This is a genomic window from Vreelandella sp. F11 (assembly GCF_042466685.1).
Taxonomy (GTDB): Bacteria; Pseudomonadota; Gammaproteobacteria; order Pseudomonadales; family Halomonadaceae; genus Vreelandella.
The window spans coordinates 1,112,857-1,128,872 of record NZ_CP170448.1; the positions used below are offsets into that span (position 1 = coordinate 1,112,857).

13 protein-coding genes are annotated in these 16,016 nt (G+C 54.0%); 12 read left to right on the forward strand and 1 reads right to left on the reverse strand.

Features of this window, described 5'->3' with window-relative positions; all coding sequences use genetic code 11:
- Positions 1–72 precede the first annotated feature (72 nt).
- From ACFIOZ_RS04980 to ACFIOZ_RS05020, 9 genes are all read left to right on the forward strand, one after another.
- A complete protein-coding gene (locus ACFIOZ_RS04980) occupies positions 73–1,128 on the forward strand; it encodes an ABC transporter substrate-binding protein (protein ID WP_386082592.1) in 1,056 nt (351 codons plus the stop codon).
- A gap of 118 nt (positions 1,129–1,246) precedes the next feature.
- The gene (locus ACFIOZ_RS04985) at positions 1,247–1,690 is read left to right on the forward strand and encodes a tripartite tricarboxylate transporter TctB family protein (protein WP_386082593.1); all 444 of its coding nucleotides are present in this window, start codon (positions 1,247–1,249) and stop codon (positions 1,688–1,690) included.
- A 17-nt stretch (positions 1,691–1,707) separates the two neighbouring features.
- Positions 1,708–3,270, forward strand: a complete 1,563-nt coding sequence (locus tag ACFIOZ_RS04990; protein WP_386082594.1) for a tripartite tricarboxylate transporter permease — start codon at positions 1,708–1,710, stop codon at positions 3,268–3,270.
- A complete protein-coding gene (gene garD / locus ACFIOZ_RS04995) occupies positions 3,251–4,819 on the forward strand; it encodes a galactarate dehydratase (RefSeq protein WP_386082595.1) in 1,569 nt (522 codons plus the stop codon). Before ACFIOZ_RS04990 ends, garD begins: the two co-directional genes overlap by 20 nt.
- A 53-nt stretch (positions 4,820–4,872) precedes the next feature.
- On the forward strand, positions 4,873–6,198 hold the full coding sequence (locus ACFIOZ_RS05000; protein ID WP_386082596.1) for an enolase C-terminal domain-like protein: 1,326 nt from the start codon (positions 4,873–4,875) through the stop codon (positions 6,196–6,198).
- Positions 6,199–6,401: 203 nt separating this feature from the next.
- Entirely contained in the window at positions 6,402–7,385 is a 984-nt protein-coding gene (locus ACFIOZ_RS05005) for a Bug family tripartite tricarboxylate transporter substrate binding protein (protein ID WP_386082597.1), read from the forward strand.
- 69 nt (positions 7,386–7,454) lie between these two features.
- On the forward strand, positions 7,455–7,925 hold the full coding sequence (locus ACFIOZ_RS05010; protein ID WP_386082598.1) for a tripartite tricarboxylate transporter TctB family protein: 471 nt from the start codon (positions 7,455–7,457) through the stop codon (positions 7,923–7,925).
- On the forward strand, positions 7,925–9,442 hold the full coding sequence (locus tag ACFIOZ_RS05015) for a tripartite tricarboxylate transporter permease (RefSeq protein WP_386082599.1): 1,518 nt from the start codon (positions 7,925–7,927) through the stop codon (positions 9,440–9,442). Before ACFIOZ_RS05010 ends, ACFIOZ_RS05015 begins: the two co-directional genes overlap by 1 nt.
- 100 nt (positions 9,443–9,542) lie before the next feature.
- A complete protein-coding gene (locus tag ACFIOZ_RS05020; RefSeq protein WP_386082600.1) occupies positions 9,543–11,228 on the forward strand; it encodes a thiamine pyrophosphate-binding protein in 1,686 nt (561 codons plus the stop codon).
- Positions 11,229–11,249: 21 nt separating this feature from the next.
- Here ACFIOZ_RS05020 and ACFIOZ_RS05025 read toward each other — a convergent pair whose 3' ends face one another.
- Positions 11,250–11,567 carry an NIPSNAP family protein gene (locus tag ACFIOZ_RS05025; RefSeq protein WP_386082601.1) on the reverse strand — a complete coding sequence of 106 codons (318 nt, stop codon included), beginning with the start codon at positions 11,565–11,567 and terminating at the stop codon, positions 11,250–11,252.
- Positions 11,568–11,966: 399 nt separating this feature from the next.
- Between ACFIOZ_RS05025 and ACFIOZ_RS05030 the strand changes: the two genes are divergently transcribed.
- The 3 genes from ACFIOZ_RS05030 to ACFIOZ_RS05040 all read left to right on the forward strand — a co-directional run bounded on the left by ACFIOZ_RS05030 (position 11,967) and on the right by ACFIOZ_RS05040 (position 16,012).
- Complete coding sequence (locus tag ACFIOZ_RS05030; RefSeq protein ID WP_386082602.1) at positions 11,967–12,722, forward strand: FadR/GntR family transcriptional regulator; 756 nt, start codon at positions 11,967–11,969, stop codon at positions 12,720–12,722.
- Positions 12,723–12,750: 28 nt separating this feature from the next.
- Positions 12,751–14,325, forward strand: coding sequence for an aldehyde dehydrogenase (NADP(+)) (locus tag ACFIOZ_RS05035; RefSeq protein WP_386082603.1), 1,575 nt, complete (start codon positions 12,751–12,753; stop codon positions 14,323–14,325).
- 196 nt (positions 14,326–14,521) lie between these two features.
- A complete protein-coding gene (locus ACFIOZ_RS05040; RefSeq protein WP_386082604.1) occupies positions 14,522–16,012 on the forward strand; it encodes an alanine/glycine:cation symporter family protein in 1,491 nt (496 codons plus the stop codon).
- The last annotated feature ends 4 nt before the right edge of the window (positions 16,013–16,016 follow it).

The following is a 16,016-nucleotide window of genomic DNA, read 5'->3' on the forward strand; positions in this document are numbered from 1 at the left end:
ATGACTGAGTAGTACGCCACTCATCACTCAATAAGCCAAAACAATTGAACAACGAGCGAAAGAGGTGAAAGTATGATCATTGCTAAAAAAACAGTGACAAGTGTCGGATCCGCAGCGCTGATGGCAACGTTGAGCATCAGCTCTGGTGTGGCAATGGCCCAGGATGGCCCGTTGCGCGGTAATATTCGCGTGGTTATCGGCTCAACGTCCACCGGTGGAGACACTTATCAAAACTCTACCATTGTCGTGGATCACCTAGCTGAAAAGCTGGATCTCAACATGAAGGTGGATGCGGTGGGCGCAAGCTCTGCTTTTCGCACCCTCGACCGGGACTCGCGCGGCAATACGCTGATGATCTTCCACGATCAGTCCTACCTTGGTCATCTATATGGCGTTGAGGGCTACGACGATATTTTTGAGAAGTATACCATTGGCCCGACCATTGCCATCAACCCCGGCAATGCCTACCTGGTGCCTAAAGACTCGCCTTACGAAACTCTCGACGACATCATCGCTGCCGTAGGCAATGGTGACACCGTGCGTGTTGCAATCCAGCCAGGTGGCGTCTCTGAGATTGGTTTCAGTGCCCTGAAAAATGCCATCGCCATTGAGCATCCCGGGCAGGAAGAGAACCTGGTCGCTGTTAACACCGGCTCTCAATCCGACAAAAACCAGCAACTGTTTGACGGTCAAGCTGACGTGATTAATGGCACCGTGCAGGCTAACGAGCAGTACACGCGGTTACCTGAAGATGACCAAAAAGCGATGCGTTTTGTCTGGTTAACGGCCCGTCAAGACACCATTGAACAGGCGCCGGAAGAGGGGCTTGGGCAGACATCTCGCGAGCAGCTGCTGGAGTATGTAGAGCCGAACGTGCACGTCACCATGGGAGAGGACGAGAGCTTCACGTTCGATAAAGAGTTCTTCTTCCTCTACAACAAAGACATGGATCCGGCGATTGTTGAGCAAATCGATGAAGCGCTAGCGGAGATCTACGAAGAGGGTGAAATACAGGAAATTCAGAAAAACGCCTTCTTTATCCCTAACTTCAAGCCTTCTGATGAAGCCTCTGAGTATCTTTCCGATAAAATGGCTCGCTACGAAGAAATCATCAATAACATCAAGTAAAAGGTGTGGCACCTGCTATGTAGGCGGCCGGTGCCTCACCCATGCGTGAGCCGCTATAGAACCGCTATAGAAAGAACAATAGTAAGCAGGGTGTCTGCTGCTAATGCCCGGAGCCGTTATGGAATCAGGTCTTTCAACTCTGCTAAGTGTCTCAATCGATTTCGAGACCTCCCACCTGTTCTTCCCTAGGATAATCCACTGGATCATGGCGGGTCTCTTTGCCCTGATTCTGGTGACGAAGGTAGCTCCTTTCATGGCCGCAGTGAAACGGGGAGAGCGCACCATGCCCATTATTGGTGAGGCCAGGGATAATTTCCGCTTCTTCGGCACGCTCGCCTTGATTGCGGCGTATTTTTACTTCATGGCCGTGGTGGGCGATATGTTCCCCTACACAGGCTATGGCTTCCTGCTGGTATCGATGGTTTTCGTTCTTCTGATGTCACTGCTCTATCTGCATGATTGGACGAAAAAGGCGCTTACCATCGTCGTGGTCAATGCCATCGTCGCCCCTAGTCTGGCCTGGTTCGTTCTCGCCAAGCTGTTCACTATCACCTTACCGTGACCGGAGCGAGTGCCACCATGGAATTCCTCTCACTTCTCGATATAACCTTCTTTTTACTCGCCGGGTTCGGTGCTCTGGTCGGCATCATCTTCGGTGCTATCCCTGGCATGACCGCTACTATGGCAGTGGCTGTTTGCCTGCCGCTGACTTACGCCCTTGGTTTACACCATGGCTTAGCGCTGCTGCTTGGCCTCTATGTGGGCGGTATATCTGGCGGGATGGTTCCGGCAGTACTGCTCAATATTCCCGGTACACCCTCTTCCATTACCACCACCTTTGATGGCTACCCGATGGCTCAAAAGGGGGAGGGTGAAAAAGCACTAAAAATATGCGTCATCGCTTCAGTGATCGGTGGCCTTATTAGCGCCGCTATACTCTTCTTGTTTGCGCCTCTGCTGGCCGATTTTTCGATCAAGTTCTCCTATGTAGAGAAGTTTTTGATCATTTTGTTAGCGCTGAGTGTCATTGCTTCGCTCTCCAGCAGCATGCTGATTGGCATCTTTAGCGGCGTTATCGGTATCTGGCTGAGCCTGATCGGTGACTACAGCATCTCTGATGGTGGCAATGGCAAAACCCGGCTGATGTTTGATTTCATGGAACCCTACTTATTTGAAGGGTTTTCCCTGCTGCCGGTGCTGATCGGGGTGTTTGGTATCTCCACGATTCTGCTTGAGGCGGAAAAGGGGGCGAAGAGTGATTTGGCCAACCAGCGCATCAAACTCAGCAAGGGAGCAGGCTTTTCGCTTTCGATCTTTAACGGACGCCTAACGAACCTGGTGCGTTCGTCTTTTATCGGCACCTTCGTTGGCATGTTGCCTGGGGTCGGTGGCAGCGCCGCCTCCGTATTGGCTTATACCCAAGAGAAAAACTTAACCCGTGATTCATCGCAAATGGGCAAAGGGGCGCCTCAAGGGCTTATCGCCTCGGAGTCCGCCAATAATGCGTTGACCGGTGGTGCGCTGATTCCACTTCTCTCATTGGGCATCCCCGGTGATTCAACCACCGCTGTGCTGATTGGTGCGTTCACGCTGCAGGGCATTCAGGTCGGGCCGCTATTTATTCCCGAGAATACCGACACCTGGTACGTCATGATGACGGCCCTGGTGTTCGCCAATATCGTGATGTTTTTCTTAATGTTCTATGCCATTAAGTACATCGCCAAAGTGGTCATGGTGCCCAAGCATATTCTCTTCCCCATCATTGTGATGATGTGTGTGGTCGGTGCCTATGCCATCAACTACGGCATTATGTTTGATGTCTGGACGCTGCTGATTTTCGGCGTTTTAGGCTACCTGGTGCAGAAAATTGGTTTGGAAGTGGCCCCGCTAATTATTGGCTTTATCTTGGGGAGCCAAGCCGAGGTCTACTTCGTCAAGAGCCTGGAGTCGTTCGGTACTTTCTCGATCTTTTTCACCAAAAGCCCCATTGCCATGGTGCTATGGGGGTTGATTGTTGCCTCGCTAATGTTCGCGGTCGTCATGGGCTTCAAGTCCCGCGTCAGGGAAAAAATGGAGCTGACCCAGGTAACGGGCAGTACACACACAGCCTCAGGAAAGGGTCATGACACAGACAACGACTAATACGAGCGTAATTCGCATACACCCCAACGATAACGTCGCCATCGTGGTTGAGCAGGGCGGTCTCGCTGAGGGTGCCGCCATTGAGGGGGGGATCACCACCACAATGGCTATTCCACAGGGGCATAAGGTGGCCCTAACGGAGCTGGCGGAGGGTGAGCGCATCATTCGCTACGGTGAAGTGATCGGTACGGCAGCTACGCCTATTCCCCGAGGCGGCCACGTCAGCGAGACCAACTTGCACATGCCAACACCACCGCCACTTGCGGATCTACCGCTGGCGACCCGGCCAGCACCGAAAACCGAGCCGCTTGAAGGATATACCTTCGAGGGCTTTCGTAACTCTGACGGCAGTGTGGGCACCAAAAATGTACTGGGTATCACCACCAGTGTGCAGTGTGTCGCCGGTACCGTCGACTTCGTCGTGCAGCGGATTAAACGCGAGCTGCTGCCGCGATTTCCCAACGTGGATGATGTGGTGGGGCTTAATCACTCATATGGTTGTGGCGTCGCCATTAATGCGCCTGCGGCTATTGTGCCCATTCGGACGCTTAAAAATATCGCCCTGAATCCCAATTTTGGTAACGAGGTAATGATCATCGGTTTGGGCTGCGAGAAGCTGCAACCCTCGACACTACTGTCCGATCGACCGGTGAGAATTTATGAAAACACCGAGGCTGCCGACCCTGACGCCAACGTGCTGAGCCTTCAGGATGACTCTTTTCAGGGCTTCGGCGAGATGGTCGAGGGTATCCTGTCCATGGCCGAACGACACCTTGAGCGACTCAATCGACGCCAGCGTGAAACCTGCCCGGCGTCCGAGCTCGTCGTCGGCATGCAGTGTGGCGGCAGCGATGCCTTTTCGGGGGTGACGGCTAACCCTGCGGTGGGCTTTGCAACCGACCTGATTGTACGGGCAGGCGGCAGCGTGATGTTCTCTGAAGTTACCGAGGTGCGCGATGCCATCCATCTGTTAACCCCGCGCGCTATTGACGAAGAGGTGGGTAGGGCACTGATTGAGCAGATGGCGTGGTACGACAACTACCTGGCTCAAGGCCAGGCAGACCGTAGCGCCAACACCTCCCCGGGCAACAAGAAAGGTGGTCTTTCCAATATCGTTGAGAAGGCGCTGGGCTCGGTGATCAAGTCTGGCAACTCGCCGATTGTCGATGTCATCGGCCCCGGTGAAAGGCTACGCCGTAAGGGATTGACCTTCGCCGCCACCCCGGCCAGTGATTTCATCTGTGGCACGCTCCAGTTAGCTGCGGGCATGAATCTGCAGGTATTCACCACAGGTCGGGGTACACCCTATGGCTTGGCCATGGTGCCGGTGTTGAAAGTTTCCACCAACTCAGCGTTGGGAAAACGGTGGCACGACATCATCGATCTTGATGCGGGGCGGATTGCCACTGGAGATGCCAGCATTGAAGAGGTGGGCTGGGAGCTTTTCCATCTCATTCTTGAGGTGGCCAGCGGCCGCCAACAGGCCGCCGCTGATCGGCTAGGTATTCATAACGATTTGGTGCTGTTTAATCCTGCGCCAGTGACTTGATCACCTGAATAAAGTTTCAACTTGGGTCAATAATAAGTAGAGGTTTACGAGATATGTTTCCAAAAATTAAATCAATGAAAGTGGTACCTGTCGCTGGTTACGACGGTTTCTTATTAAATCTCAGTGGTGGTCACGCCCCCTGGTTTATCCGCTGTGTGGTCATCCTTGAGGATTACGCAGGTAATCAAGGCGTGGGTGAGATCCCTTCCAGTGGCGGCATTCTTAACGGGCTGGAGCAGTGCCGTGAGTTGGTAGAAGGCTCGCAAATCAATAACATCAAGCACACCCTCAATCAGGTTCGCCTGCGTTTAGCCCAGAACGGACGCGAAGAGAGGGGCCGTCAGACGTTTGATTTGCGCGTAGCGGTACACGTCATCACGGGAATTGAGTCCGCGCTGTTAGACCTCTATGGGCAGGCGCTACAGCTACCCGTCGCCGACCTGCTGGGTCAGTACGGTCGTCAGCGTGACGAAGTCGAGGCATTGGGCTATCTGTTTTTACTGGGTGACCCAGGCAAGACAGACCTGCCATACCCTAACGCGCATAACCCTCAAGATAGGTGGGACGAAATACGCTATCAAGAAGCGCTAACACCCGAGGCAGTGGCTAATTTAGCCAAAGCCGCCTATGAGCGTTATGGGTTTAAAGACTTTAAATTAAAAGGTGGTGTATTACGTGGCGAAGACGAAGCCGATTGCATTCGAGCGCTCCATGACGCCTTCCCCGACGCTCGATTGACGCTTGATCCCAACGGTGCCTGGAAGCTCGATGAAGCGGTGCGAGTGCTAGAGCCTATCAAACACCTACTCAGCTACGCCGAAGATCCCTGTGGCCAAGAAGAGAGCTATTCCGGTCGTGAAACAATGGCTGAGTTCAAGAAGCGTACCGGTCTGCCCACCGCTACTAATATGATTGCGACAGATTTTAAACAGCTGCAGTACGCCGTTCAGCTAAATTCCGTTGATATACCTTTGGCAGATTGTCATTTCTGGACGATGCAAGGTGCTGTCAAAGTGGGTGAGCTTTGCAACGAGTGGGGCATGACCTGGGGCTCTCATAGTAATAACCACTTTGATATTTCGCTCGCCATGATGACCCACGTTGCGGCGGCTTGCCCGGGTGAGATTACCGCGATTGATACCCACTGGATTTGGCAGGACGGGCAGCGGATCACTAAAGACCCTCTGCTCATTCGCAATGGCAAACTCAAGGTGCCCACCACGCCAGGGTTAGGCGTTGAGCTGGATGAAGAGAAGCTTATGGAGGCGCATAGTCTTTATAAGTCGTTGGATACCACACAGCGAAATGATGCCATGGCGATGCAGTTTTTGATTCCTGGATGGGAGTTTGATCCGAAGCGTCCTGCACTCGTTCGTTAAAGCGCTTTCTCGATCACGATGGATTAAGCCAGACGTATTACCGATAGAGAGATGTGGACAGCTGGGCAGGCGCTCGACTTTGGTCTAGCTTTTATATCTTTCTATTGTAGAGCGAGCAAGAACACACTAAGTTTCAGGTTGTATGATGTATGACTTGATCGTGAGAAAAGTCTGCTGATAGGTTTTTAACCAAGGAGTACACAATGTACAAAAACAACAAAGCCCTGCTAACCCTGACCGCTGCCGTCGCTTTATCCTCACTATCTGGCGTGGCGCTAGCTGACTACCCTGAGCGCGATATTCGCGTGATTGTGCCTTGGGGGGCTGGTGGAGGTACCGATGGTATCGTCCGTAAACTGACCACCATCGCTGAAGAAAATCTTGATGTTTCCATGTACGCAGAAAACATCGAGGGTGGCGTGAGTGCCACTGGCATTGGCCAGCTAATGAGCGCCCGTCCAGATGGCTATACGATTGGTGCGTTGACCTACGACAGCCTGGTCACCGTGCCTTGGCAAGCCATGCTGCCCAGTTACGATATTGATAAATTGAAACTGATTGCGCGAGTGACCAGCGAGCCCGACGCTATCGTTGTTGACGCCGATTCGGACTATCAAACGGTTCATGACCTTATTGAAGCGGCTAAGGCAAATCCTGGTGAGATTCGTGTTGCCATTCAGAACCTGGGCGGGCGTATCCATCTAGCGATCCTACAGCTTCAAGAGTTGACCGATACGGAGTTCCGCATCGTCTCCTATCCTGGCGGAGCTGCTCCCCAGAAAGAGGCCATTCTGTCCGACGAAGTCGATGTGGCCCTCACCAGCCTGGGGGATTTTTCCAATCTCCTGGAAGATGGCACCGTTCGCGGTCTCGTTGAGTTCTCCGATACGCAGAACCCGACGTATCCCGATGTGCCTACCACCGCTGACGAGGGGATCGATCTCCAGATTGGCAGCTTTATTGTGTTCGCCGCACCCGCAGACACCCCGGAAGAAGCCATTAACGCACTGGAAAGTGCTTACAAAACGGCGTACGACAGCGATGAATTTCAAGAGTGGGTGGCTAACGTCGGGGTAACGCCGAACTGGCTGGGTACCGATGAGGTGACTACTTGGACTGATGAAACGGCCGAATCACTGTTCAGCGAAATGGATGCGCTGGTAGAAGCAGGCGTGATGTCCAAGTAATTCGCCACTCACCGAGCGTGGCGCCGGTTATCGGTGCCACGGCTAGCTAAAGCAGAGGATTTTGAGTCGATGAACAACGTCGAACGCTTTAGAAGGTCGTCAGTACTGTTTCCTGCCTTCTTGCTGATATTGACCACGATCTACCTGGCGGAAGCCTTGAGCATACGCTCTCAGTTTGGTGGCGACACCATTGTGGGGCCGCGTTTCATGCCTATCCTGATGGCGTTCATCATGTATGCAGCGCTGATAGTTGTAATCGTAGGAGAGTGGCGAAAAGAAGCAGAGGCAGCCGCTGGTGGCTCTCTGTTAAGGCCATTGCAGATTGTGGTGGCAACAGGCATCTACATCGCTTTGTTTCGTCCTTTGGGATACGTGCCCGCTACGCTGGGGTTTCTGGTAGCCCTCTTTGTTATTTTTGACTTTGAAAAACAGCGTCCTGCCTTCTTTATATTTTACGTGATCGCCGTCACAGCGCTCTTTTATGGATTATTTGCGGGTATTTTTGGGGTGCGGCTGCCTCCTGTGCTGGGAGGGTTCTGATGGAGATCTTTGTTAGCTTTTTGGGCGGTTTTGAAGCGCTGTTGAGTTGGGAAGTGCTGGGTTTCATGATTGCCGGCTTCTTGATTGGTACCTTTTTCGGTGCGATGCCAGGCCTTACCTCTGTACTGGCAATAGCCCTGCTATTGCCGATTACTTACACGATTGACGTTGTTCCAGCGCTGGTCATGTGTGCCTCGATCTTTATGGCGGGGATGTACTCCGGCAGCATAACGGCCACGACCATCAATATTCCCGGCGCGCCCTCTTCAATGATGACCGCTGTGGAAGGCAACGCCTTGATGTTAAAAGGGCAGGGCGCCAATGCGCTGGGGCACGCGGCGCTGGGCTCGATGATCGGTGGGTCAATCGGCGCGTTACTGCTCATGGCGTTCATGCCCATTGCCGGTGAGCTGGCGCTATTGATCCGCACCCCAGGGAAGTTCTCACTGGTGCTTTTTGCGTTGGTGGTGATCATCATTGTCGATAAGGGCGCTATCGCTAAGGGCATTGTCGCTACGACGCTGGGCATCATGCTGGCGACAGTAGGCATTGATGTACTCCAGCCGATTCCACGCTTCGAGTTTGGCACTGAACTGCTGGTCGAAGGTATTGGTTTAATGCCGGTGGTCATCGGTGCCTTTGCGGTCAGTGAGCTACTGGTACAGGCGCAGAACTGGAACCTCTCTTTAGAGGGTACTCTGAAGCGGGCGAAAGGCTTAAAAATTCGTCGGCGCGATTTTATTCCCCCCTGGTCTGAAATCTGTGAAGTGGGCTTCTTTACCTATATTAAGAGCGCCTTCATTGGCTATGCGATTGGCATTTTACCCGGCGCGGGTGGCTCGATGGCCGCTTTTGTGGCTTATGCTGATGCCAAACGCGGTTCGAAGAAGCCCGAGGAGTATGGCAACGGCAGTCGAGAAGGTATTGCCGCGGCGGAGTCTGCGAACAACTCCATGTGCGGCGGTGCCTTTGTGCCGATGCTGATGTTCGGGATTCCGGGCGATCCAACTACCGCTATTGTACTAGGCGTTTTGGTTATCAATGGCTTACAGCCGGGGCCTCGTCTTATAGAGCAGCAGGCTGACCTGATTGCACCCATGTTTGCCTCGTTATTTGTGAGTGCTTTGATCCTCATACCGCTAACGCTGTTTCTGTTTGGGCCGTACTTTATTCGCATCGTCTCAATCTCTCGCGGCCTGCTCTACAGCTCAATTGCCGTGGTGGCGCTCGTTGGCAGCTACGTGGCCACTTACTCAATTTTTCAGATGTTCCTGGCGCTGATGTTTGGCGTACTGGCCTTCTTCCTGCGTAAGCATAACTACTCGGTAGTGGCTATGCTGCTGGGCTTTATTCTAGGGCCGGATCTGGAACAGTATTTGCGACGCTCCTTGTCGTTCAATGACGGTAACCCGATCGTCTTTTTGACCAGTATGGACAGTCTGGCTTTCCTGGCGCTAACCGTCGTTTTCGCTTTTCTAATTCTGCGCAAGAAGCCGAAGCTTGATGCCATTCCCTAGCTAGAGTGCAACTGGATTAGCTACTGTTACTCGCTATGCGCCCCCGTACTGATCGTCATGAACGACTGGGGGCGCGCTTCTCTGTTATTAGGATGCTGACATGACAACAAAAACTCGCCCCTTGCCGCGTACCGGCGGAAAAGTACTGGTTGACCAGCTTCTTATACACGGTGCTGATAGTGGCTACTGTGTGCCGGGGGAAAGCTACCTGGAAGTGCTTGATGCGCTTTATGATCAGCGTGAACATTTCACCCTCTACAATGCGCGGCACGAGGCTGGAGCGGCGAATATGGCCGAGGCTTATGGCAAGCTGACGGGGCGCCCCGGGATTTGCCTGGTGACACGCGGCCCTGGGGCCTGCCATGCCGCTATCGGTGTGCATATTGCGCAGCAGGACTCGACACCCATGATTCTTTTGGTCGGCCAGGTCGACCGTCACTCTATGGATCGAGAGGCGTTTCAGGAAATTGATTACCGGGTGATGTTCGGCGGTGTCGCCAAGTGGGTTGCGCAGATAGAGGATGCGAGCCGAATACCCGAATACATGGCGCGCGCCTTCCGGGTAGCGACGTCAGGCCGCCCAGGCCCGGTGGTGCTGGCGCTACCTGAGGATATGCTGACCGATATCGTTGAAGTCGAAGACGCTGAACCCTACTCTCCGTCAAGACCGGGCGTTGCCGTGGAGGAGATCGAGAAGATCGCTGCTCTGGTGGCGCGTGCCGAGCGTCCAATGATGTTGGTCGGCGGGTCGGGCTGGACGGACGAGTCCTGTGTGCAGATACGCAGCTTCGCTGAAACTAACGGTATTCCAGTGGCCTGCTCTTTTCGCCGTCAGGATATAGTGGACAATGCCTCAGACTGCTATGTCGGTGATTTCGGTACCGCCGTGGTGCCGTCACTGATTAAGCGCCTTGCTGAGGCGGACCTGCTGTTGGTCGTCGGAGCCCGGCTCGGCGAGATGACTACCCGAACATATACTACGCTGGCGTCTCCTACTCCCAGCCAAACGCTGATACACGTGCATATTGACCCGGATGAGATAGGCCGTGTGTTTAGCCCGGCGCTGGGCGTTGTTTCGGCCCCTGATAAGCTGGCTGCAGCGTTAGCCGCTCACGACTGGGGGCAGCGCAGCCGCTGGAGTGAGTGGTGCAAAACGTTGCGAGATGAGTATCTTGCCGATATTTTGCCTCCGTCACACGATTACCCGCTCGATATGGGCGCGGCAATGCATGCGTTGCGCGACAGCTTGCCGAAGGAGTGTATTGTCACTCTGGACGCCGGAAACCATACCGGATGGGCGCAGCGCTTTTTGGCCTACCAGCGTCCTGGTCGGATTATTGGTTCAACCTGCGGCGCGATGGGGTATTCGGTACCTGCCGCTGTGGCAGCTTCTTTACGCGAGCCCGATAAGTGTGTACTGGCGTTTGTCGGCGATGGCGGCTTTATGATGAGCGGTGTTGAAATCGCTACCGCCGTACAGCATGGCGGGCGGCCCATCGTGCTGCTATTCAACAACGGTACTTACGGCACGATTCGCATGCACCAGGAGCGTGAGCACCCCAACCGTGTCTCGGGAACTGACCTGGTGAATCCTGACTTTGGCCAATTGGCAGCAGGGCTGGGCGCGCATTTCGAACGTGTTAGTGATACGGCCGGTTTCAAGCCCGCTCTGGAGCGGGCTATGGCCTCGGGTCGCCCTGCCGTGATCGAGCTTGTGACTGACCCAGAACGGATTTCAACACGTACTACCGTCACAGCACTGCGTTCAGCTAAAGCTCGTTCATGAAGAGAACCGTTAAGAAAGAGATCAGTCTTTAAAGAAGGGGGCGGGGACAACAATCTTGTTTTCCTGGCTGATTAGATAACCTGCCTCACCGCTTTTCTTGAGGTAGGCGGCCCACTCTGGGTCGCTCTGCATGGCGGCGCGCCGCTGGCTACGGTCAGCGGCATCTTTGAACACCCAGATATGTACATAGGAGTTCACATTGCCGGTTTCGACCGGCCCGTATAGCAGAGGATCGCCAAGGTGGCGTTTTTGGATGGCCCAGCCATGCTCTTCGTAGAGCGCCATCTGTTTCTTCAACGTGCCAGGTGTGCAGGTATAGGTGCGGTGGTCATACAGCATGGTGATACTCCTTGATGATTACTCTATTAAGGGCCGCGGGTTATCCGCCCAAGGTGGCGATATGCAAGTAAAGAACCTTGTGTAATCTCGCCGGTATGAGGGTTACGTTAAGTCTTATCGTCTTTTTGCTCCCTCTATTAACCATATGTTGTATTACATCATACAATGCTGCAACAAAAAGCATGCACCGATTGCGCCATGGGCAAGAGAGGATAAGGCCTACTTTTTTCTTGTATGATGTGTTGTATCTGGCATGAAAAAATATTCGTCATTACTTCGTGATGACATTAAAAAGAGAAAACAGGCTGTCTGGGGTCATTCAGAAGCCGTTTAGTGGCACTTCCAAAACCAAGGTTGTACGATATAATACAACTTGGATATTCATGAAGGATTGCTTCCATGGTCAAAACCAGCGCAACGGCATCTACCCTAAAACCGCTTCAAATAAGTAAAGTGACACAGCAGGGAAGCTTGTCCGTGCATGTGGCCGACCAGTTGGAAGCGTTGATCACTCAGGGAAAAGTAGGGGTGGGAGAAAAGCTGCCCACCGAGAACAGTCTTTGTGACTCCTTCGGCGTTAGCCGCACTGTCATACGGGAGGCCATCACACATCTTAAATCACTGGGGCTTGTGGAGACCCGGCGTGGCGTAGGCACCTCTGTGCTGCGCTCTTCTACGGTAGAGGCGCGGCCCGCCGAGCGTATCAACCCGACCACCGTGGAAGATATCTTGCACCTACTGGAACTGCGGCTAACCTTAGAGCCAGCGGCAGCCGAACTGGCGGCCCTACGCCATGACGATGAGGATCGCCAGCGGCTTGAGGCGCAGCATATAGCCTTTAGCAAAGCATATACTGCCAAAACCCAAGCCCGTGAAGAGGATTACCTGTTCCATTTTGCGATTGCCACAGCGACCAAAAATCCTTTTTTCCAATCTTTTTACAAGCAGTGGAGTCAGAGTGTGATTCCCCGCGCGAAGCTACTAAGCATTGATATTAATCCTATCTCCTCCGAGCGCTATTTAGAGCGAGTTCAGGAAGAGCACGCCTACATTCTCGAAGCAATTCTTTCTCGTGATGCTCAAGCTGCCCGCGAAACCATGTACCAGCACCTTAACCGGGCGCGCAACACGTACGCCCAGTATCGTGACCAGTGACATCACTGACCCATATAAGGAGCAACATATGACGATTCGAGGCGAAATGCTGATCGGTCAACAAGCAGTGACCGGCACCCAAGCCAATATTCAAGCGGTTAACCCCGCCACCGGCGAAAAACTAGAGCCTGTCTATATTGGCGGCAGTCGAGCCCATGTTGAGCAAGCCTGCGAGCTAGCGGAAACGGCCTATGCCAGCTATCGCGAAACATCTCTCGAAGAGCGCGCTACGTTTTTAGAAACTATCGCCAGTGAAATAGAAGCGATTGGTAATGAGCTGATTGAGCGCGCCATGGCTGAAACGGGCCTGCCCCAGGCGCGCATTGAAGGCGAACGAGGCAGAACCTGCGGGCAACTGCGGTTATTCGCTTCCGTTGTACGTGCCGGTGAGTGGTTAGATGTGCGTATTGATCCGGCGATGCCCGATCGCCAACCGCTGCCGCGTGCTGACCTACGTCAGCGCCATATCGCTTTGGGGCCTGTCGCTGTATTCGGCGCCAGCAATTTCCCGTTAGCATTTTCGGTTGCGGGGGGGGATACCGCGTCGGCCCTAGCGGCTGGCTGCCCTGTCGTGGTTAAAGGCCACTCAGCGCATCCAGGCACTTCTGAGCTGGTAGGGCAAGCGATTCAAAAAGCCGTGAAGGCTTGCAACTTGCCTGAAGGCGTTTTCTCGCTGCTATTTGGTGCCGGTAATGAAATTGGCCAGGCGCTGGTCGATGACCCCCGCATTCAAGCCGTTGGTTTCACCGGCTCGCGCAGCGGCGGTACGGCGCTGATGAAAACTGCCCAAGCGCGGCCTCAGCCGATCCCGGTTTACGCTGAGATGAGCAGCATTAACCCCGTCTTCTTGCTACCGGCAGCCCTTAAAGCACGTGGTAAAGCGCTGGGTGAAGCCTTTGTGGGTTCTCTCAATATGGGCGCAGGCCAGTTCTGCACCAACCCTGGCTTGGTCATTGCGGAAAAAGGCCCTGAGCTGGATGCCTTCATTGAAGCAGCGCGAGGTGCCGTGAAAGCCAGCGGCGCGCAGACAATGCTAACGCCGGGTATCCACCGGGCGTATCAAGAGGGTGTGGCCAGCCTGAGCAGCGCCGGTAAGGTGCGCGAAATCGCCCGTGGCCAGACTGGCAGCGACTATCAGTGCCAGACAGGCCTGTTTGCGGCGTCGGCTAGCGATTTCCTCGCATCTGAAGCGCTGCAAGCGGAAGTGTTCGGTGCCAGCTCGTTGATTATTGAGTGCGAAGATGCGGCGGAAGTAAAGCGTGTTGCTGAACAGCTTGAGGGTCAGCTTACCGCTACATTGCATATGGACGACGCTGATATTGATGCCGCCAAAGCCTTATTGCCCACCCTAGAGCGTAAAGCTGGGCGTATCCTCGCCAACGGCTGGCCCACAGGTGTTGAAGTTTGTCACGCCATGGTGCACGGCGGGCCGTTCCCGGCCACATCCGATTCGCGCACGACCTCTGTGGGTTCGGCGGCCATTCACCGCTTCCTACGGCCGGTATGTTACCAGTCCTTGCCAGAAGGCTTGCTGCCGGATGCCCTTAAAGAGGGCAACCCGCTTAAAGTATCGCGGTTAGTTGACGGCAAACGCGAGCTGTAATTAACGGGTGGTCACTCTACATTGTTGTATTTTTCTAGCGGCCTTTGGGCCGCTTTTTTATGCACTATGCTTGGGGGCTAATTCAAAAACTGTCTAGACTAATTGCCATGGTTCTACCCCTTAGGGAGCCAACTTAGCACGTCGGGGCAGGGCAAATACTCACGTGTAAACAAGAACCCAATTGGAGAGCATGCCCATGGAGACCCTTGAGCTACTCATAGCCCCCCTGCGCGATGGTATCTACGCCATCATGATGCCGGTCAGTAACTTTATCTGGAGCTATATTCTTGTCTATCTACTGCTAGGCGCTGGCTTGCTGTTTACCATTATGACGCGAGGTATGCAGTTCCGTCTGTTCAGGCATATGGCGTATGTGACATTCAGCGCACGCGGCGCCGGGGATGGCATTAGCGGCTTCCAGGCGTTTGCCACCTCCATGGCGGCGCGGGTTGGCACCGGTAACCTAGCCGGGGTCGCTCTGGCGCTCTGGATTGGCGGTCCGGGGGCTATTTTCTGGATGTGGGTGACAGCACTGGTGGGCTTTGCCACTGCGTTTATCGAATCAACCCTGGCCCAGGTCTATAAACATCGCAATGAGGATGGCGTATTTCGTGGCGGGCCAGCCTATTACATCGAACGCTGCCTGGGGTGGCGCTGGTTAGGTGCGCTGTTCGCTGTGTTTCTGATCATTGCTTACGGTTTAGCGTTTAACGCCGCCCAATCTAATACCATCGCGCAAGGTATGAATGGCGCCTTTGGCATACCCAATTGGCTCACCGGGGTGGTGATTGCCATATTGGCAGGCTCGGTTATTTATGGCGGTCTCAAATCGGTGGCGCGCACCGCTGAGAAGATTGTTCCGGCAATGGCGATTGCGTATCTGCTAGTCGCGCTATGGATCCTGTTGACCAATCTGCCAGCTGTGCCCGATATGCTTTCGCTGATTGTAATGAGTGCCTTTGGCCTCGGCCCTGCGGTGGGTGGTGCTGCGGGCTACGCGATCAAAGCGGCGATGGAGAATGGCGTCAAGCGCGGCCTGTTTTCCAATGAAGCCGGCATGGGCTCAACGCCTAATGCGGCTGCCCAAGCGACGGTCAAGCACCCTGCGGCCCAGGGTTTAGTGCAGTCATTTGGGGTGTTCGTCGATACCATCGTGATCTGTAGCTGTACGGCGGTGGTGATTCTGCTTTCCGGGGTTTATGAGCGGCTGATGTCGGAGTCGCCGGGCGACAGCATCGAAGGTATTCAGCTCACCCAGGATGCCATAGTCGACCACTTAGGTGGTTTTGGAGAAATATTTATCGCCCTGGCGATTCTGTTTTTTGCCTTTACCTCTATCTTGGCCAACTTCTCGTTCTCGTCGGTGAATATCGAATTCCTGTTCCGCCGCCACGCCAAGAAAGCGGTCAGCGTGTTCAAGGTGATTATTATCGCCATGGTGCTGTTAGGTTCCGTCGCGGAGCTAAGTGTGGTCTGGGACTTTGCCGACTTGGCTATGGGGTTAATGGCGACCACTAACTTATTTGCCATTCTGATCATGGGGCCGATTGCTGTCGCCGTGCTAAAAGATTATGAGCGCCAGCGCCGCGACGGTATTAAAGAGCCGATATTTGATCCGGCCATTCTTAAACGCCCTGAGCTGGTGGATGCGGATGTGTGGCCAGTGAAAGAGGCAAAAGAACAGTAAGTAT